Annotated in this window: 22 protein-coding genes and 2 tRNA genes; 9 read left to right on the top strand and 15 right to left on the bottom strand. The window is 30.1% G+C overall.

Translation table 11 applies throughout. From position 1 onward, the window contains the following. Window positions 1-56: 56 nt before the first annotated feature. Together ACP5GV_RS01695 and ACP5GV_RS01690 are read right to left on the bottom strand one after the other, a co-directional pair. Window positions 57-386 (bottom strand): hypothetical protein, encoded by a 330-nt coding sequence (locus ACP5GV_RS01695; RefSeq protein WP_428101933.1) that lies wholly within the window; start codon window positions 384-386, stop codon window positions 57-59. A gap of 374 nt (window positions 387-760) precedes the next feature. After that, window positions 761-854, bottom strand: a tRNA-Thr gene (locus ACP5GV_RS01690). Window positions 855-932: 78 nt separating this feature from the next. Here ACP5GV_RS01690 and ACP5GV_RS01685 point away from each other — a divergent pair. Further along, window positions 933-1,943, top strand: coding sequence for an RsmD family RNA methyltransferase (locus ACP5GV_RS01685; protein WP_428101930.1), 1,011 nt, complete (start codon window positions 933-935; stop codon window positions 1,941-1,943). Between the two features lie 33 nt (window positions 1,944-1,976). Then, a complete protein-coding gene (locus ACP5GV_RS01680; RefSeq protein WP_428101927.1) occupies window positions 1,977-2,369 on the top strand; it encodes a DUF302 domain-containing protein in 393 nt (130 codons plus the stop codon). On the opposite strand, the gene ACP5GV_RS01675 is transcribed toward ACP5GV_RS01680, so the two are convergent. Both ACP5GV_RS01675 and ACP5GV_RS01670 read right to left on the bottom strand, forming a co-directional pair. Beyond that, window positions 2,370-2,990: a 2,3-bisphosphoglycerate-dependent phosphoglycerate mutase gene (locus ACP5GV_RS01675; RefSeq protein WP_428069912.1), complete on the bottom strand. Its 621-nt coding sequence runs from the start codon at window positions 2,988-2,990 to the stop codon at window positions 2,370-2,372. A 253-nt stretch (window positions 2,991-3,243) separates the two neighbouring features. Beyond that, window positions 3,244-3,789, bottom strand: coding sequence for a TetR/AcrR family transcriptional regulator (locus ACP5GV_RS01670; protein ID WP_428101925.1), 546 nt, complete (start codon window positions 3,787-3,789; stop codon window positions 3,244-3,246). 124 nt (window positions 3,790-3,913) lie between these two features. Between ACP5GV_RS01670 and ACP5GV_RS01665 the strand changes: the two genes are divergently transcribed. From ACP5GV_RS01665 to ACP5GV_RS01655, 3 genes are all read left to right on the top strand, one after another. Next, window positions 3,914-5,074 (top strand): arsenic resistance protein, encoded by a 1,161-nt coding sequence (locus tag ACP5GV_RS01665; protein WP_428101923.1) that lies wholly within the window; start codon window positions 3,914-3,916, stop codon window positions 5,072-5,074. 12 nt (window positions 5,075-5,086) lie between these two features. Then, on the top strand, window positions 5,087-5,530 hold the full coding sequence (locus tag ACP5GV_RS01660) for a universal stress protein (protein ID WP_428101920.1): 444 nt from the start codon (window positions 5,087-5,089) through the stop codon (window positions 5,528-5,530). Between the two features lie 526 nt (window positions 5,531-6,056). Then, entirely contained in the window at window positions 6,057-6,794 is a 738-nt protein-coding gene (locus tag ACP5GV_RS01655; RefSeq protein ID WP_428101918.1) for a carboxymuconolactone decarboxylase family protein, read from the top strand. 185 nt (window positions 6,795-6,979) lie between these two features. Here ACP5GV_RS01655 and ACP5GV_RS01650 read toward each other — a convergent pair whose 3' ends face one another. The 6 genes from ACP5GV_RS01650 to ACP5GV_RS01625 form a co-directional block, all read right to left on the bottom strand. Next, the gene (locus tag ACP5GV_RS01650) at window positions 6,980-7,861 is read right to left on the bottom strand and encodes an SDH family Clp fold serine proteinase (protein WP_428069197.1); all 882 of its coding nucleotides are present in this window, start codon (window positions 7,859-7,861) and stop codon (window positions 6,980-6,982) included. 295 nt (window positions 7,862-8,156) lie between these two features. Then, window positions 8,157-8,231: transfer RNA gene (locus tag ACP5GV_RS01645), tRNA-Glu, on the bottom strand. Between the two features lie 146 nt (window positions 8,232-8,377). Further along, window positions 8,378-9,079, bottom strand: a complete 702-nt coding sequence (locus ACP5GV_RS01640) for a metallophosphoesterase family protein (protein ID WP_428101940.1) — start codon at window positions 9,077-9,079, stop codon at window positions 8,378-8,380. Between the two features lie 109 nt (window positions 9,080-9,188). After that, window positions 9,189-9,935: an FKBP-type peptidyl-prolyl cis-trans isomerase gene (locus ACP5GV_RS01635; protein WP_428101916.1), complete on the bottom strand. Its 747-nt coding sequence runs from the start codon at window positions 9,933-9,935 to the stop codon at window positions 9,189-9,191. A 3-nt stretch (window positions 9,936-9,938) separates the two neighbouring features. Then, window positions 9,939-10,457, bottom strand: coding sequence for a hypothetical protein (locus tag ACP5GV_RS01630; protein ID WP_428069194.1), 519 nt, complete (start codon window positions 10,455-10,457; stop codon window positions 9,939-9,941). Next, window positions 10,430-11,419 (bottom strand): RsmB/NOP family class I SAM-dependent RNA methyltransferase, encoded by a 990-nt coding sequence (locus ACP5GV_RS01625; protein WP_428069192.1) that lies wholly within the window; start codon window positions 11,417-11,419, stop codon window positions 10,430-10,432. Before ACP5GV_RS01625 ends, ACP5GV_RS01630 begins: the two co-directional genes overlap by 28 nt. 59 nt (window positions 11,420-11,478) lie before the next feature. Here ACP5GV_RS01625 and ACP5GV_RS01620 point away from each other — a divergent pair, with 59 nt between their 5' ends. From ACP5GV_RS01620 to ACP5GV_RS01605, 4 genes are all read left to right on the top strand, one after another. Further along, window positions 11,479-12,015 carry a nicotinamide-nucleotide adenylyltransferase gene (locus ACP5GV_RS01620; RefSeq protein ID WP_428069190.1) on the top strand — a complete coding sequence of 179 codons (537 nt, stop codon included), beginning with the start codon at window positions 11,479-11,481 and terminating at the stop codon, window positions 12,013-12,015. Between the two features lie 61 nt (window positions 12,016-12,076). Continuing rightward, window positions 12,077-12,559, top strand: coding sequence for an adenosine-specific kinase (locus ACP5GV_RS01615; protein ID WP_428069189.1), 483 nt, complete (start codon window positions 12,077-12,079; stop codon window positions 12,557-12,559). Window positions 12,560-12,626: 67 nt separating this feature from the next. Next, window positions 12,627-13,223 carry an AAA family ATPase gene (locus ACP5GV_RS01610; protein WP_428069188.1) on the top strand — a complete coding sequence of 199 codons (597 nt, stop codon included), beginning with the start codon at window positions 12,627-12,629 and terminating at the stop codon, window positions 13,221-13,223. Beyond that, window positions 13,177-13,614, top strand: coding sequence for an RNA-binding domain-containing protein (locus ACP5GV_RS01605; RefSeq protein WP_428089296.1), 438 nt, complete (start codon window positions 13,177-13,179; stop codon window positions 13,612-13,614). Before ACP5GV_RS01610 ends, ACP5GV_RS01605 begins: the two co-directional genes overlap by 47 nt. 175 nt (window positions 13,615-13,789) lie before the next feature. Here ACP5GV_RS01605 and ACP5GV_RS01600 read toward each other — a convergent pair whose 3' ends face one another. The 5 genes from ACP5GV_RS01600 to rqcH all read right to left on the bottom strand — a co-directional run bounded on the left by ACP5GV_RS01600 (window position 13,790) and on the right by rqcH (window position 18,102). Then, window positions 13,790-14,758, bottom strand: coding sequence for an MBL fold metallo-hydrolase (locus tag ACP5GV_RS01600; protein WP_428101914.1), 969 nt, complete (start codon window positions 14,756-14,758; stop codon window positions 13,790-13,792). Between the two features lie 13 nt (window positions 14,759-14,771). Then, window positions 14,772-15,386 (bottom strand): VTT domain-containing protein, encoded by a 615-nt coding sequence (locus ACP5GV_RS01595; protein ID WP_428101912.1) that lies wholly within the window; start codon window positions 15,384-15,386, stop codon window positions 14,772-14,774. Next, the gene (locus tag ACP5GV_RS01590; RefSeq protein WP_292319407.1) at window positions 15,379-15,654 is read right to left on the bottom strand and encodes an elongation factor 1-beta; all 276 of its coding nucleotides are present in this window, start codon (window positions 15,652-15,654) and stop codon (window positions 15,379-15,381) included. Before ACP5GV_RS01590 ends, ACP5GV_RS01595 begins: the two co-directional genes overlap by 8 nt. 10 nt (window positions 15,655-15,664) lie before the next feature. Beyond that, complete coding sequence (locus ACP5GV_RS01585; RefSeq protein ID WP_367117883.1) at window positions 15,665-15,844, bottom strand: zinc finger domain-containing protein; 180 nt, start codon at window positions 15,842-15,844, stop codon at window positions 15,665-15,667. Window positions 15,845-16,146: 302 nt separating this feature from the next. After that, a complete protein-coding gene (gene rqcH, locus ACP5GV_RS01580; protein ID WP_428101910.1) occupies window positions 16,147-18,102 on the bottom strand; it encodes a ribosome rescue protein RqcH in 1,956 nt (651 codons plus the stop codon).

Below are 18,102 nucleotides of genomic sequence, written 5' to 3'. Positions count from 1 at the left end.
TCCCGTGACCCTGGTGAAGCTCAAGGGCTGAGAATTAGATACAAATTCATAAAAATTCAATGAAGCCTAAACCCCTTAGCCCAAGCATAACCCAATAAAAATTCCGCAACTTTACTATATGTAGCATTTGCAAAAATTGTTACCAAGTCTCCTCTTCTTATAAGCATGCTGAGTTCATTTACAGTGAAGCTTGAAAGGTTTAATATAATTATGTTGCTTGAATCACTTTTAACAATGCTTGAGTTTACATAATTCCAGTCAACTATAATGATACTATCGTTAGGTGTTTGCTGCAACTGCTGAATAGATATACTCATAACAGGAGGACTAAGACCAACGCTGCTAAAAGTATTATTAATGGATTTTAGCAACTGTTGAGATCCCACCACATATACAGGTTAAGCTGCTGTTAGCCGATATATTACTCACTAATATTGTACTATTGCTTTTTTCCTGACTAACTACTTCTTGGGTAACTTTCCTAGTAAGAAATATTAGTAAGCACAACAATGGTAATCAGTATTATTAGAAATAAGGGCGCTAAAAACTTTACGGTATTTATATTGGCCAAAATACTTCACCTTTCTATAATAATTTATTTCATTCCGAATTTAAATATATATAGATGAAACCAAAATACATTATGCGATGTTTAACTTAAGTTCTCTGTTACCCATTATCTGATATGTTAAATTAAAGAAGTAATTAATGCTAGACCAGTTTTCCTTTAAATGTAAAATATAACTTCTACCATAAATGAAGCCGCCGGCGGGACTTGAACCCGCGACCACTGGCTTACAAGGCCAGCGCTATCGGTTCCCACGCAGGGATCTACCGGTCTGAGCTACGGCGGCACCACAATTTCTTATATAATTAGGGTTTATAGTTTTTTTCTGTGGAGAAGAAGAGTTTAAAGTTAAAAGGTGTTAAAGTTGGGAAAATACTACGCATTGCTCTCAGGAATTCATCCGACACTTCCATTGGCTGAACTTGAGTCATTAATAGAAATAACTTCTAATGCAAAAATTGTATACAATTTTGATGGTGTTTCCATAATGGAAGGTTCATTAAATACAAACATTGTTAATAGATCGGGATATATTAAAGAAATTGGTTATTTAATAGATTTGTACGAAATCAATAATATCGATTATTATGACATAGCAAAGAAATTAAAGGAATTCGAAATAAAAGAGGCTAGAGTTAAAGGATATAGATATAGGGGGTTATCTTTTGATGTAAACATCCCAGATTTAGAAATAAATCTTTCTAGAGCACTTGATAAAATAGGAATTAATGCAAATCCCAGATCGAATAATGTTGTTAGAATAATAATCACAGAAGGCATAATCTTAGTTGGTTTACTCATTTCAAGTCAGGATAATTCATATAAGAGCAGAATTGAAAACAGAGTTTTCAGCAGACCTGGACAAATAGATCAACAGTTATCGAGAGTTATGGTTAATTTATCAAGACTTAGTAATTCTATATTTTTAGACCCATTTTGTGGAACGGGCAGTTTAGCGTTAGAGGCATGCTCATTAAATGCTTCTCATTCAATATGCATGGATTTAGATGCAAACATGGTTAATGGTTCCATAATGAATATGAAAAGCATTAAATGCTGCAAATCTTTTTTAGTTGCAAGACATGATGTCTCAAAAATGCCTTTAAAAGATGAGAGTATTGATTCCATAGCAACAGATCCTCCTTACGGTAGAGCTGCATCAACAAAGAAGAGAGGATATTACAATTTAACAAAATTATTCCTAGAAGAAAGCTTAAGAATACTTAAGAGAAATTCATACTTAGTTTATGCTGGTCCTTCAAGTGAAAGACCATATGTAATCGCAAAGGATTTAGGATATAAAATAGTTGGAATCCATGATATGTTTGTCCATAATGGACTAAACAGAGAAATAGTTATTGTTAGAAAAGTTTAAATTCTTTAAAAAATTAATAATTTTGGTGGTATATTGATATTAACATATAAATCAAAATATGAATTTAATGAATTAAAAATTAAACTTGAAAGTATTATAATAAAAAAGGGTATGAAGATTTTTGCTATTATAGATCACACGAAAAATGCTAGCAGCGTTGGAATGAAAATGAATAGATCAATACTATATATTTTTGGAAATCCTAGGAATGGCACCCTATTAATGAATCAAGATATGAGGATTGGTGTTATTTTACCTTTAAAGCTCTTAATATGGGAGAATGAAAACAAAGAATTACTTATAACTTATTATACCATATATGACGTATTAAAGGATTTCAAATTAAACAATGAAAGTTTAGACATAGCAAAAAACATTGATAACAATATAATAGAAATTCTAAAAGAATTAGGAATAGAACATTAACTATTTTAAAACATTCTTAGACTTTATCATCAATTTATAACTTTTATCATCCCAATAAACATCGTATATTATGGGTAAACCCGTTGGTATCTCTAGGTGAGGTATGTCATCTTCTGATATATTTTCCAGATACATGACTATTGATCTTAAACTATTACCATGAGCAACAACTAAAACATTTTTACCATTTCTTAAATCTAACATTATTGTGTTTTTAAAAAATGGTACCGTTCTTTTTTGCGTATCCTCTAAGCTCTCTCCATTAGGAGGTCTTACTTTATAGCTTCTTCTCCATAATTTTACTTGATCGTCTCCATATATCCTAGCTGTTTCCTCTTTATTTAAACCTTGCAAATCTCCATAATGCCTTTCATTTAAATGTTCATCTTTAATAACTGGAATTTTATAACCCAGCGTAAGCAAAACTAAGTCTAAAGTTTCTATGGCCCTTTCTAATTTACTTGTATAAGCGACATCAAACCTATAATTTTTTAAAAGAAGTCCTGCTCTAATTGCTTCTTCCCTGCCCTTATCTGTTAATGGAACATCTACCCATCCTGTAAATCTATTTTCTTTATTCCATAATGATTCACCATGCCTTAGCAAACACAATATAGGCATTTTATTCACCCATATTTTTTATTTCTTTTAACTTATTATCCTTTTTTAGTATTATTCATAAATCAAATCTCCAATCTGTTTATATATTGATTATCACAATTTTCTTATACAATAAGAAAATGCCTTAATCCATAAATTAAAAGAGTTGGCACCTACTAAATTATTTTATGATTATATAAATTTGTATAATAAAATTTAAATAAATCCTTTTAATAATAAGTTATAAATTATACCCATAGCATAAGAATTTTAGCTATAATTTTACTATATCTTTAATTATTTGTTTAATGTAGTCATTTTGATCAATATTAGTATCCCACCAGGCTACATAACAAAACAATGCTCCCATAAAGGCTCTTCTAACATGTAATGGTATTTTGACCTTAGATAAATTTTCAACTTTAGAAAAAAGTCTATCAATATACTCTTCACATGATTTATATAAAGCTTCTTTAATGTCTGGGTATTTTTCTATTATACCGAAATTCATTAGAAAGAGCGTTCTCATATTTTTATCCTCATATTTTTTTAAAAATGAAATCCCGAAGTCGATTAACATTTCCTCTCCGTTAGAGTATTTTTTATTTAAAACGTTTTCTATTACATCTGTTGGTAAAGAAATATAGGCTATGTATCTAATTAATTCGTTTTTTGTTTTAAAATGGTAAAAAAGATCACCCTTACTAATACCACTTTCTTTGGCTATGATTTCTGTCGAGGCTGCATCATAACCTTTTTCTGAAAAGACTTTCATTGCAGCATTAATTATTCTACTCTTTACTTTTGATATATCGCTCATTTTCATCCCATTTGATTTTTATATATTAAACCTAATATTTTTATTTTGTTTTATCGACCAGTCAGTAGAAAAGCTTAAATTTTTTTATTTTAATAAAATTACTGGTCGATAAAGGCGAAAGAAAATGGGAAATGAACCAATAGGAAGTTTGGTAAAATTAAGAGATCATCTTGACAAATTTTTAGGCATGTATGTTGGTTTGATGATAGTAATAGGCACAATAACAGGTTATTATAGCATACATTGGGTAATGCATAATGCAAACCTTTTACAGAAGCTAATGGAAGCCGCTATTTATATTATGGTATTTCCTATGATGCTTATGCTAAATGTAAAATCTTTGGGAAAATCATTTACAAATTGGAAAGTTACTACCGCTGTAATACTAATGAATTTCATTTATGGTCCTGTTATGGCTGTTTTATTGGGCTTAATATTTTTAAACAATCCATTTATAAGGCTTGGTTTATTTATAGCGTGGTTGGTCCCTTGCTCGTCTATGAGCATAGGATACGTTGGACTAATGAGAGGAGACATTAATTCTGCAACAGCTATGGTAGCCCTGTCATTTATTTTATCTTTAGCGTTAATACCCTTAGAAACAAGCGGTTACATCAGTCTTATATTTGTTCATCAAATACACGGGTCTATAACCTTGACCTCTGCTGCAATGAATAAAATTGAGATGGGTATTCTGATGACAATAATAGAAATATTATTAATTCCATTAATCATAGCTATCCCATCACATGAAGCAATAATAAGAAAAGCTGGTATTGATAAATTTAGAAAAATTAGCCCTTTATTTTCTACATTAACAATGCTAGGCATGTTTTTAATAATATTTACGATATTCTTTGCTCATGCAGGTATGCTGATAACTCATATCAAGGATGTATTAGGAGTATTTTATTCAGGTATGATCTTTGGTGCAGTATCTTTAACTCTGTTTACCTTTCTATTTAAACATTTAAAGCTTAATAAAACTGGTACTAAAAATTATAGAAGCGCAATGGTTGCAATATTAACAGGTATTCCAAAAAATGAAGCTACAGCAATTGCCTTATCATCAATGGCTCTTGCATCTCTGGGCTCACAGTATGCTTTTCTTGCTTCATTACCCCCTTCACTTTTGCCTGCTTTTCAAGTAGTATTTATTATAATTTTCTTAAAAATGAGAGAAAAATTAATCAAATATTATGGAGGAAATATAAAAGAACTTGAAATTATAGAAGAGGAAGAAATAGCGTCACAAAAACAAGAAAAAATTAAGGTTCCTAGTTGAGGTGATATAAAAATGGCACAAAGAAAAGGGTTGTCAATTTTAATTCCTGTAGATTTTTCGCCAGATACTGAAAAATGGATTAAAAATGCAATTAACATAATCCAACAAGATATTTCCAAGATAACATTTATGTATGTATTACCTTTAGGCATGAAGGAGTTAGAAGATTTTACAGATGAAAAATCTATCAAAAGAGCGGAAAGCATAGCAAAATCTAAATTGGTTGCTTTATCAGAATCATTTAAAATAAATCAATATAAAATAGATATAATATTAGCTACAGGAGACCCAGCTTCATTAATTATCGATGAAGCGAATTCAGGTAAATATGATCTAATAGCTATTGGACATAGAGGATATGGTTACCATGAGCAGTTCTTCATAGGGAGCGTAACATTAAAGGTTCTTTCTGCATCAAAAATACCGGTTCTAGTTATTCGTAAAGAAAGAAAATAGCAATCTAATCAAATTTATTTCTTTAAATATATTTTTATGATATATTTGTGCTAAAGATGAGACTCCAACATATATTAGCTTTAGTTACCAATATTAATATTTGGTGTTTAATATGAATAAATTCTCTAATAATTACAAGATTGCCATTATTTTAATAATTGAAGCACTTGAACTAATAACTCTACCAGTAATAATCAATTTAAATGTATATTATGAAAGGGCCATTTTGCTTACTTATGTAGCAATCTTATTATCCACAGTAATAATTTTATCTTTAACTAACGAAAATATATTTCAGCAAAAAGATCACAATCATAGAAATAAAATTAATATTATCTTTCATAAGAAATATAAGAATTTTATCGGTCTGAGTAATGACTCTTCCAGCCTAGCTATTATGTGCCAGAGCTATAGTATAAAAATAAACAAATCATCTTATTGTGAAAACTAGAAAGTTTTTGATTATAAATCGACTGGTCGGAAAAATATTTATACTCTTATTCAAACTATAGTAATAGGTGAAAAGATGTCTAGCATAGAAGAAATTAAAAAATTTGCGGAAAAAACTCTTGGAGAAGTCCCTAAGGTTATTGATTTATTATCAAATATTGATGAAAAAACTGCAATTGAACAATTCAATGAAAATGTAAATTTATATTTAGGAAGAAGTGTATTACCAAAAAAGATATCTTCACTGATAGCTATGAGCGTTGCCCTAGCAAATGGCCCCAAAGAATCTGCAATTATTCATTTCAATCTTTCAAAAAAATTTGGAGCTGATAATATTGAGATTTTAGATGCCATAAAAGCAACAAAAATGGCAATAATGTCTTCTTTGCTGGATTCTTTGGATATAATAACCAATAATCAATTGCTAGCTAAAAAGATTCAAGGATCTGAAGAATCTTATGAATTAATTGATGAATTAAAAAAGAATGTTGGAACAATCCCAGAAAGAATTATAAAACTAGCAAAGTTATCTCCAGAATTAGCAAAAGAGCATCTAAGAGAAAGAAACGAATTATTAATTAATAGTTCAAGACTAGATAAAAAATACATGTTTGCAATTGCGTTAGCCGTCAGCATTTCTTTAAGAGATAAAGAATGTGTGAAAACCTATCTAGATATGTTTGTTAAATATGGTGGAAATTTAGATGAAATAATAGATATATTATCAATAGCTAGATTTATTTCAGGAAATAGAGCATTCGTAAATTCCATAGATATATTAAGTAAGCTTGCAAATATACAAGGAACACAGTAAAAAACACTTTCTTAATTACATCTACGATAATTTTTAGCTATAACAAATACTTAACAAAAATCAGTGATTCAACACTATTAGCACAACTATCTCGTCATATAAAATTTCGTATTTTAGCGAAAATAGTATTCCAAACCTCTAGCTTATCTTAAATTAAATTTGCACATAAATTATGTTATTTGTAATTATGATTGATCTCTTTGCTCTCTTGCCGACCTTGGAACTGAAGGATATGGCAAGTATTCAATACCAGGCCTATTTGTTCTTGCCTGTGGATAAAGCGTCATTAAATCATAAACTTCTAAGGGAACTTCTGTTGATACTTTAAGGCCCATTTCTCTTATTTGCTCAACAGTTATTGGATAATCATGAGTATAATAACCACTAACTAATCTATCTGCTATAAACTTTGCTTTTTCTTCACCAACTTTATCTTTTATTAAATCAACAACTAGCCCTTTAACTTGATTAATAGCTTTCTCTGCCATATCGGCAAGTATTAAAGTTTGATCTTCAACCTTATCCTTACCTTTAGTTTCTACTGCTTTCAAAATTGATGGAGCTGGTAAATAGACTCCATTTGAAACGCCTAATTGAGGGTCAAGGGGTCCCAGTATGGCATTAGGATCCATTATTATCTCATCAGCGGCCAAAGCAATTAATGTCCCACCAGACATTGCGTAATGTGGTACCACTACTACCTTTTTTCCAGGATGCATTTTAAGTGATCTTGCTATTTGAGAAGCAGCTAAAACTAAACCACCTGGAGTATGCAAGATAAGCATTATTGGCATATTTGGCGGTGTTGATCTTATAGCCCTTATTATTGCTTCAGAATCTTCTATATCTATATACCTATAAATTGGTATGCCCAGCAACCCAATTTTTTCTTGCCTGTGTATCATAGTTATGACTCTATGCTTATATTTACCTTCAATCAATGATATAAGTCTTAGTCTTGCCTTTTCTAAGCTTTTCATAGATAACCAAGGTGTTAACATAGATACAAAGAGCAGAATCCAAAAAAGATAACCCAATATATAAGTTAAAATACTTAATGATACCATAATTTTTATCCTCCAATATAATATAGTAATAGATTATTTATAAATTTTACCATTAAGTAATTTTATAAAATAAAATTTTACTTTATTTTAGCGTTTAACAAACAAAATTAAACCTGTATTTTCCGCTCTGTAAAATTACTGATTTAATGTAAAACCTTTTTTAGCTTATTCTTGCAGTGTACGATAAGATATATCTAAGCGATGGCAAACTTCCTTAGGTCTTACCATCATGATAAATATTGTATTCAAGATATATAAGCTCCAAAGCTTATTTGAAACTGTTATCAACGGCGGATGCCGCGGCCGGGATTTGAACCCGGGTCACGGGCTCGAAAGGCCCGCATACTGGGCCGGGCTATACTACCGCGGCGTCCATCCAAAAAGAGTAATGAGAAAAGGTTCTAAAATCTTTCTATTCTAAACTCTATGAGAAAATTTTAATTTTTGTTATAACTACTGTAGTTTTACAATATTTAAACAATAGTAACCTTAAAAACACAAATATTTATGAAAAATCTATAAAAATCCTTCTAGATTTTTAATAAATATTATTTTTGTTATGTTTTTAACTAATGGAATTGCAACGTTATATATTGGTATGTTTTGCAGTAAAGCATAAGCTGTACCTCTATGAGCATGACCATGTATTGCAACATCAGGTCTTGTTTCAACTATTATTTTCTCCATCTTTGAGCTGTATAATTCCCCATAGGAATATGGATTTTCTCCCTTTAAAGTAAGCTTAGAAAGGGCATAATGAGATAACAATATTGTTTTTTGAGAAATTTTTTTAGCTTTAATTAATAATTCCCTAATTTTTGTAAGCCTATTATTATAAATCTCTTGTATATTAGGGATGTTTTTAATTTGCCATCTTGTAGGTTTATCTAAAGCGCCTGGTGTTCCTATTACAGAAATTGAAATATTATTGCATGAATAGATCTTATAATCATCAACAATCCAATCTATATTAGAGTACTCCTCCTTTAACTTATCCCATAACTCGTTCCATTCATCGTTTCCAAATGTTGCAACTATTTTAGAGTTAGGAAATTTATTAAAAATAGATTCAAAAACAGGCTTTGCCCCCTCAATTTTTCCCTTATCTATTATATCTCCTGCAAGCAAGAATAAACACGGTTCGTCTGATATATTATTCAATGATTTTTTAAACAAATCAAAATAATGCGGATAATGTATATCAGAAGCTGCATATATTACAGGTAAATTATTGGACCTCGGTACTGCAATATTTCACCACCTATCAGACTGCCCATCGGCCCTCATCGGTCCAAATATTTATTATAATTTTAGGTTAATAGCTTATTTATTGAGCAGAGGTTTTAGCTTCTTCTTTTACTCCCTCTTCTTTTTTCTCTTCTTTTTCTTCTTTAAATTCAACTTTTATGTTTAAGTTAACTTCTTTTGGCTTTATATATTGATATAAGTCCTTTGTTAACAACTGCATTTTTGATTCTAGATCATTAATTGCCAAAGTTTCTGATGGCAGATTTATATTTATTGTATTCTCGTCCCCACTTATCTCAACCTTGTTGTTTGGTATACCAAGCCACCTTTCAACTAAATATTTTACCTTATCAGTAAAATCATCTATTTTCTTTACTACCTCCAAATCTATTAAAAGTTCCTTACCTGCTAATGGATGGTTAAAGTCTATATAAGCGAATCTTTCTGCAATCCTTTCTATTACACCAACTCTTCCTCCAATTTCAACTTGTTGGCCTATTCTCAATGGTATATTGTACCTTTTTAATTGCTTTACGGGTATTCTTAATACCAAATCATCTCTTCTTTCTCCATACGCCTTTGAGGGTTCAGCCTTAATTTCCTTCTTCTCTCCTATCTCCATTTCTTTTATTGCTTCATTAACAGCTTCTATCAGCTGGCTTTTCCCTATAACTATTAAATATGGACCATATTTTTTATTAGCATCAAATATACCTGATTGCTTTGCTACATCTTCATAAGTTGTCTCTTGAACTAAATATGTATCACCGTTCTTTACCTTAATTGTATAGTTTATTAGCACGAAATCTCCATCATTAAATACCAATATTCATCCACCTCTTCTTAAATACCAGCCCAAATCTTTTACTGGCTCGACTATTTTAATTTCTTTTTTCCGATTAATAACTTTACCTATACCCCATCCTATGGGTTCATCGTTCTCATTTAAAATCACACGTAAACCTTCCTTAAATGATATAATGTTATTTTTAACTATTTTTCCATATAGGAATTGCTTTTCGCCTTTTTTATTTAATTTTATGCAATTTATCTCATTACATAGCCTTGAAATCCTTCTTAATAATGTTAGTCCTGGATAGAATTTATTATTTTTTATATACCCTAAATAGAAGCCTGTTGTATAAATTGATTCTAGGCTGTTCACTATTATTTCTAATTGTATTGGTATATCGAATATATCATTATATTTCCCATTTTCTATTTCCAACTTTTTTAGATTTGTTGCTATACTTGAAATATTTATTCCTAACTGGGAAACAAAATTTTCTAATGCTTTTAAATCTGATTTTGACAAGTCTACTAATTTTCCTCCTTTCTCAGCTTGCATATAAAGAACCCCTCAGTTCCATGCTTATGAGGCCATAGTCTAATGCAATTCTTTACTCTATCATCAAACGTGATACCATTAAATTCTTCATAAGCTTTGTCACCAATAGGTGAATCAACTTTTATAGTATCGACATTCCTTTTATTTAAAACTCTATCGATAACAAATTCCCCTTCCTCTATAGCAGTGCTACATGCAGCATACGTTATTTCTCCACCAGGCTTAACTATATCTATTGCTTTGTTCAAAAGCTGGTATTGTAATAAATGTATTTTTCTCATATCACTTCTTGGTCTGCTTCTTTTCCTTTTAGGATCCTTCCTAATTATTCCTTCTCCTGATGAAGGAGAATCGAGCAAAATCATATCAGAATTTTTTAAAGAGAGTTTTCTAGCATCTGTTTCTAAAATTACGTAGCTTGAAAAACCCATCCTTTGCAAATTAGACCTTAAAGCCTTTATTCTCGCTTTTTTTAATTCTACAGAAACTAACTTAACGCTATCTTTTGTTAATTGCAGTATTTGACTTGCTTTTCCACCAGGAGCAGAAGCCATATCTATTATAAAAGAATTTTTTAAAGGGTTCATTAAATAAACAACAAGCATAGAGCCGGGGTCTTGCAAGTAGTAATAGCCCATCAAATACTCATGTGTAGCACCAACATTATAAGGAGATTCTATTATCTCATATCCGTGAGGTAAAAAAGGTATTTTTTGTATTTTAATTCCTTTGTTTTTTAACCTCTTTTCTAGTTCATCACATGAAACTAGGAAATCGTTACATCTTATAGTTTGAGGCATAGGTATTTCGTTAAATTCTAAAAGATCTATAACTTCTTCTCCCAATAATTTTATATATCTCTCTACTATGTAATCAGAATAACCGTATTTCTCTGCAAGAGATTTAGCTTCATTACTAATTTCATAACTAAATATTTTATTTTCTTTTTCAGATTCGTTCAAATTAATACCCAATTAATACTTATAGTCTTGAGAGTTTTTTTATATTGTGGGGATATTTAGTGCAAGAAAATTACAATAGGTTAATATTTCCAGGTAGATTCCAACCATTACACATAGGACATATAAAGGCTATAGAATATGCATTAAACCTTTCTAAAGAGCTAATAATAGTTGTGGGCTCAGCTCAAGAAAGCTATACAATAAAAAATCCTTTAACTGCAGGAGAAAGAATTGAAATCATAAAAAGCGTATTAGCAAGAGAATTTGGCTATGACTATTGCCAAAGAATTTACATTGTACCTATAATGGATATAGAGATGAACAAAGTATGGGTTCAATATCTTAAAATGTTATTGCCTGAGTTCGATGGCGTTGTTTCAGGAAATTCTTTAGTTTTGAACTTATTCAAAGATATGGGCCTTAAAGCAATTATGCAACCGATGTTTAACAGAAATTTATGTAGTGGAACTAATATAAGAAATAGTATAATTGAAGGCAACGATGATTGGAGAAGATGTATTCCAGATTATCTTTATGAAATCTTAGAAAAATATAATTTTATAGAAAGGTTAAAGTCGCTATCAAGAGGAGATTGAAATAAACAAAAAAGAATAAAAATTTAAGTCCAGTATTTTTATAATATTTTGGTGAAAAGTTATGGAATTTCAAGTTTTAGACATACCTGTTCCTGAGGGAACAAACGTAATAATAGGCAGAAGCCATTTTATAAAAACAGTTGAAGATCTCTATGAAACCATGGTTACAAGCTGCCCATCAGCGAAATTTGGAATAGCTTTTTGTGAAGCTTCAGGAAAGAGATTAATAAGATATGAAGGTAATGATAAAGATTTAACAAAACAGGCAATAGAAACTTGCAACATAATTTCCTCAGGCCATGTCTTCGTTATATATCTAAAAGACTCATGGCCAATAAATGTATTAAACGCAATAAAGTCAGTTCAAGAAGTTACGTCAATTTATGTAGCAACTTCAAATCCAGTTAAAATAGCGGTTGCTGATATGGGTGAAAGTAGATTAGTTTTGGGATTTTCAGATGGGTTCAAGCCTTTAGGAGTAGAAAAAGAAGAGGATAAAAAAGAAAGAAAAGAATTGCTTAGAAGGTTCGGTTACAAGCTTTAATTATTACTGAAAACGATAAAATCTAGAATCTTATTACTTTACTTAGAACATTAATTGGGTACAAAAAATGAAAAGATTAGCAATTGCTATAACTGGAATGCCTGGAAGCGGAAAAAGTGTTGTAGCAGAAAAGATTGCGGAAAAACTTAATGCTGAACTATTTATTATGGGCGATATAGTAAGAGACGAAGCTAGGCGTAGAGGCATAGAATTAACAATTGAAAATATTGAAAATCTAGCAACACAACTAAGGCAAGAATATGGAAGGAATGCAATTGCTAAACTACTTTTAAAAAGGATTGAAAATAAAAAAGATAAATTCATAGTAATCGATGGTATAAGAGCTATAGAAGAATTGAAAGAATTGAAAATAAAAAATAATTTAGATATTTGCCTTGTTTCTATACATGCCTCGCCTTTAACTAGGTTTAACAGATTAAAAAATAGGAAAAGAGAGGGAGAAGATATATCATGGGAAGAATTTTCTTTTAGAGATAAAAAAAATTTAGAATACGGTATAGGTAATGTTATAGCTGTATCAGATTTTATAATAATAAATGAAGGTAGTTTAAAAGAGTTAGAAGATAAAATAAACAAAGTAGTAGAGGTCATAGAAAATGAAAAATGGGAGAATTATTGTAGAGGCGGAGCTGAGGCCTACTGAAGATGAAGAAAAGGTAATTAAGGCAATAAACAACGTATTTACATATAAAGATATGGAAATAATAGATCAAGGAGAATATAAAGTTATAAGGTGTTTTTCAGATTCTTATGATTCTTTAAGAAAGTTTCATGACCTGCTAAGAAAGCAAGCTATATTAGATGCGGCTAGATCTTACTTTTTAAAAAGAGTAAGAGGCAACGTTTTACAAATTCTTTTACACAAACAGGCATTATATCAGGGAAAAATTAGTTTAATTTCATGGGATGAAGAATCCCCATTAGGACCAATAAAAATTACAATCGAATCTGATAATATCAATGCAGTTATAGATTGGTTATCTCCTCAAACAGTTAGAGGAAAGCCTTTATGGGAAAGAGATATACCTGAATGATAAAATAGATGAGAATTCCTAATTCAGGTTCATTAATTATAAGTTTTATAATAGTATAACTATAATAAAAAATTATTTATAACTACTAAAACAATTTTTTTATTTAAAGAAGATTAAGCAAAATACAATAATATTTATAATACATAGTTGGGAATACCCTATTAAAGAATTAAAATTATAGCACAAACCTATATTTAGCTAAATCCCATGTTAATATAGTATTTTTAAATTCCTCCTTTGCCTGTTTTTCAATTTCAATAGCTTCAAATCCCTCATATCTAGAGCTTATATGAGTTAATATCAATAAAGATGCCTTAGATTTTTTTGCTGATAATGCAGCTCCTCTCCCTGTGCTGTGATAAAACTTTTCTGCTTCGCTTTGATGATCATCAGAAAAAGTAGACTCGTGAATTATTACATTAGATTCTTTTACACAAGATACTATATTATCGCAGGGCTTAGTATCCCCTGTATAGCTTATTTTAAAAGGATTAATCCTAATTAACATTCGATTATCTTCTAATTCAAAGTACTTCTCTATATCGGGTCCTGGATAAATGCCCTGTTTTTTCATTTCTTCGATATTTATTCTTGGCCTTAAATTCCATTCCAAAGTATAACAGTAAGATTCCCTAGAATGACATGATGGATACCAATATATGTTTAGTCTGTCTCCTTTTTGGTTAAAAATCTCTAGCATGCCATTAGCACTTATTTCATAAAGATTTATATTAAAGCCTAGATGATTTCCCTCAACTTCAAGAGCATCTTTAATAAACTTTATTACATCTTTTGGCGCGATGATGTTTAATGGTATATTTCTTGTATTTAAATACATAGATTGAAGAAGACCAGGCAATCCATTAATATGGTCTCCATGACCATGAGTTATTGCTATGGTGTTTATTCTAGTTAAAGGTATATCAGCCTGTCTTAACCTATGTTGGGTTCCTTCTCCAACATCTAAAAGTATTATATTGCCTAGCCAATCCCTTATTGCATAGGATGCAGTAAATCTATTTTCACCTGGGTATGCCCCACCTGTACCTAGAGTTGTAAGTTCAATCCACCTTGACATGGTTCTAGCCTCCTTTAATTTAGGAGTTAAATTCCCATATTTACTTCTATTAAATATGATAGGCAATGATTTTAAAACCTTAACTAATATTTTCTTTTTTCTTAATTATAACATCCTTTGCTTTATAATATTGCTTTTCCCAATCTATCTTAAAGCCTGCGATACCTATTGCTATAAAAACTACAGTTAAAATTATAGCTACATCTGGTTTTGATATGGATAGCAAATATGATGCCAAGGTAATTACCTTTAACTCGATATATATTTCAATTATTGTTTTAGAAAATTTTGCAATTAAAGCTATTAAGGCCATTTTAAGCAGTGATATTTTCGCAGCTCCTCCAGCTAAGTATAGATAATCATCAAATGGCAAAACGGGTATAATGGATAAAATAAAAAGAATTAATAAAATATATTTATTCGGTAAGCTTGATAACATCTTAACATTTTTATTTTTTAATAAAGGTTTTTTGAACAAGCTGCCAAACAAATAGATAATTATTTTTGATAAAATTGCTCCTAATGAAGCTAATATTATTAATTCCCAGAAGTAATTGTAATTAAGCTGAATTATGGCAGTTGCAGTGATTATCGTGTAAGGAGGACCACCAAAAGGAATTGCATTTGATACGAAAGATATCCAAAAAACTAACAATAAATAATAAAAAGCATCATTCATAATCCAACTACTCACTCAATCTGCTGACTGTTTCGACTTCTACGTCTTCTACCCCTTCTACCCCTCTAATTAATGATTCGAGATCTTCCGTGCCTCCTTCTGTATTTTCAGGCATAGAAACCAATAGTATTAGAGCTTTTAACCCAAATGCAACTGGTTCTTCTTTGCTGTCTATTATTTGATAACCTGTAGGAAGTGATTTTTGTATTTCGTTTTTAAGGCTATCTAGCTTAATATCTAGAGAATTTGGCATTACTTTCAATAATACAGCAACTTTTGCCATATAATATCACCTAAGGCCCTATAAATCCACAATTTGGACATTTATATTTCATACCTTGCTTTCTACATTTGCTACATCTCCAAATCAATGCTTTTCCACAGTTAGGACAATAAAATGATACTGCTTTTTCTCTCGGATGAATTATTTTTCCGCAACTAGTACATATTGGAGGCTGAACTGTATCGAGCATATCCAATCTCTTTATTGCTGTGACTGACACCTCTAATTGCACCTCATTATAATTTGGACACAGAGTTTTAAAATCTTGTTATCTTTAAAATCTTCATGCAGTCTAATCTTTTTATTCTCTAACGATGAATTAAAAGATTATTTTTATTTTCTAGTATAAAATAAAATTGTTCAGTAAATAAGTATAGAAAGAGAAATAACTAAATTAAAGCTCTAAAAATTCTTTAATTTATATCAAACAAGACCTAGGCTTCTTAAATAAACTATTTTAAATATATTAATTAAAATTTATTATTGAAAAAATTAAGATGAGTCCAAAAGATCATATTTCAAGTTTATTGTACTTTTATTTAATCCTTTTTTAACGAAAATTATCCTGGATTTACCTGGAATTTTTTGCATAATCTCATTTTCATCCAACGCAAGCATGTATATTCTTTCCTTATCATTAAACAACTTAGAAAATTCAATTTTTAATTCTTCTGCAATTTCTTTTTGCCCTTTTTCACCTGGAATAATCTTTGAATATACTATAGATTTTAGCTTGACGTTTTCTTCACTACCAGATATTATAATCGGTATTTCCTCTCTAAAGGTAACGCCAATATAAAGTTCGACATTAAAGGGCTTTAAGAAATTCTTTTTACCATATATCATAAATGATCCCTTTGATAAGTATTCTCCCGAAGGTGGAGACTTTGAAACTTGATTGCCATATACCCAATATACTCCAACGCTCCCCATGCCAGCTTTCCAAGCTTTGCTATAAGCAACAGCTATTATTGCTGCATCATTTATATCATCTTCCTTAACTTCGTTATTTTCAGCGAATAAAACTACTGAGGGAGAACCATGAATGTCTGCATGAATATAAACATCTTTATCTTTTAAATATTTCTTTACAATACTCTCATTCTGATCAGCATCTTTACCACCGATAGCTAAAAAATCGTTTCTTGTTATAACCCAATGATATTTTTCATACCACTCCTTTCTTCTATTTTTTATTAAATTTTTAACTTTTTCTACCTCGATTTTTTCTTCAAGCTCGTTTAACCTTTTCATCATGTCATCAATGGAACTCATAGCTTTTTTAGATTTTGATCTAAGTTCTCCTGCTTCTTTATATAACCTAATAATAGTCTTATCTAAACTTTCATTAAAGTATACTTTAATCAGTTCCCCATTAAAATCAATAATTGCATACTTTTCTTTGTTATCAATTTTTACAACATTTTTACAATTCCCATTATTCTTATTAATGCAATTAACTATTTCTTCTATAGCTGAATAATTCTGTGCAATTAACTGCGCATCCCTTTCTAATTTTTGTGACTCTTCAATATATTTTGCTGATAAAATTTTATTCTCTTCAATACTGTGCATTATCTTTGATTTTTCTTCTTCAATTTTAGTATTAACTACTTCAGATATCATGTTAAAGTAATCATCTAAAGCAATATCAAAACTTTCATATTCGATCATTCTCCCTCCATTCTCCAAAATGTTTTTTGATATAAATGGTGTTGCTTGCATGGGGTTTTCATTAATAAAATATATGTAACCCTTACCCTCTAAGCTCATGTCTATTAATTTTTTTAAATTTATTAAGATTTGTTCTATACTATTCCTGTCAATATTTGATGGATTAGTTTCTTTTGGTATACCTAATAAATAAAGAACTTCTTCAGCGACCTCTCCTGGAATATTCAAACCCATTACCAATCCTCTAGCTATATCTTTATATTTAGATATATTACTTACAATTTCCTCTAATTTTAATTCCCAGGGCTTTGTCTCAATAATTTTTGGAAAAATGTATTTTACTTTTGACTTTATTTCTCTATCTTTAAACTTTAGATACTTTGTTGACCCCAGAATTTGGTTCTCTTCATCGGTTAAAACTACAACCCCCTTGGGAAGAATCTCAGCAAATAATTTTTCGTTAGAAAAAATGATTTTAACAATTCTATCAAATCCTATTTGCTCAACTAAATTAATTTTCTGATTCCTTATATATTTTCTCAACAGCATAGCAAAGGGTTTGCTCACAAATTCACTAGATGGCCTAACTCTTTTAGTAAAGTGAATCCTTATTGAAGGTTCTATTAACAGAAAATCACTTATTTTAGTTTTTATTTTTAATAAAACAAATTTTCCCTCATAATATGCATTGTCTACTCTTTGTCCTAAAATTAATTTTCCCGATGTGTTAACCCATGAATAAATATCAAATGAAGACATTGATTTTCTTGCCAT

It is taken from the genome of Caldisphaera sp., from assembly GCF_049974385.1.
Taxonomy (GTDB): Archaea; Thermoproteota; Thermoprotei_A; order Sulfolobales; family Acidilobaceae; genus Caldisphaera.
The sequence above is the reverse complement of the archived record's forward strand: the minus strand, read 5'-3'. Positions and strand labels throughout refer to the sequence as shown.

What these genes read in the sequence shown, in the direction of transcription:
- ACP5GV_RS01675 (WP_428069912.1), bottom strand. Translation starts at nt 2,990, where the DNA reads ATGCCTATATTGTGTTTGCTAAGGCATGGTGAATCATTATGGAATAAA.
- rqcH (WP_428101910.1), bottom strand. Translation starts at nt 18,102, where the DNA reads ATGGCAAGAAAATCAATGTCTTCATTTGATATTTATTCATGGGTTAAC.
- ACP5GV_RS01615 (WP_428069189.1), top strand. Translation starts at nt 12,077, where the DNA reads ATGGAATTTCAAGTTTTAGACATACCTGTTCCTGAGGGAACAAACGTA.
- ACP5GV_RS01655 (WP_428101918.1), top strand. Translation starts at nt 6,057, where the DNA reads ATGTCTAGCATAGAAGAAATTAAAAAATTTGCGGAAAAAACTCTTGGA.
- ACP5GV_RS01610 (WP_428069188.1), top strand. Translation starts at nt 12,627, where the DNA reads ATGAAAAGATTAGCAATTGCTATAACTGGAATGCCTGGAAGCGGAAAA.
- ACP5GV_RS01660 (WP_428101920.1), top strand. Translation starts at nt 5,087, where the DNA reads ATGGCACAAAGAAAAGGGTTGTCAATTTTAATTCCTGTAGATTTTTCG.
- ACP5GV_RS01670 (WP_428101925.1), bottom strand. Translation starts at nt 3,789, where the DNA reads ATGAGCGATATATCAAAAGTAAAGAGTAGAATAATTAATGCTGCAATG.
- ACP5GV_RS01630 (WP_428069194.1), bottom strand. Translation starts at nt 10,457, where the DNA reads ATGCAAGCTGAGAAAGGAGGAAAATTAGTAGACTTGTCAAAATCAGAT.
- ACP5GV_RS01590 (WP_292319407.1), bottom strand. Translation starts at nt 15,654, where the DNA reads ATGGCAAAAGTTGCTGTATTATTGAAAGTAATGCCAAATTCTCTAGAT.
- ACP5GV_RS01605 (WP_428089296.1), top strand. Translation starts at nt 13,177, where the DNA reads ATGAAAAATGGGAGAATTATTGTAGAGGCGGAGCTGAGGCCTACTGAA.
- ACP5GV_RS01650 (WP_428069197.1), bottom strand. Translation starts at nt 7,861, where the DNA reads ATGGTATCATTAAGTATTTTAACTTATATATTGGGTTATCTTTTTTGG.
- ACP5GV_RS01665 (WP_428101923.1), top strand. Translation starts at nt 3,914, where the DNA reads ATGGGAAATGAACCAATAGGAAGTTTGGTAAAATTAAGAGATCATCTT.
- ACP5GV_RS01585 (WP_367117883.1), bottom strand. Translation starts at nt 15,844, where the DNA reads ATGCTCGATACAGTTCAGCCTCCAATATGTACTAGTTGCGGAAAAATA.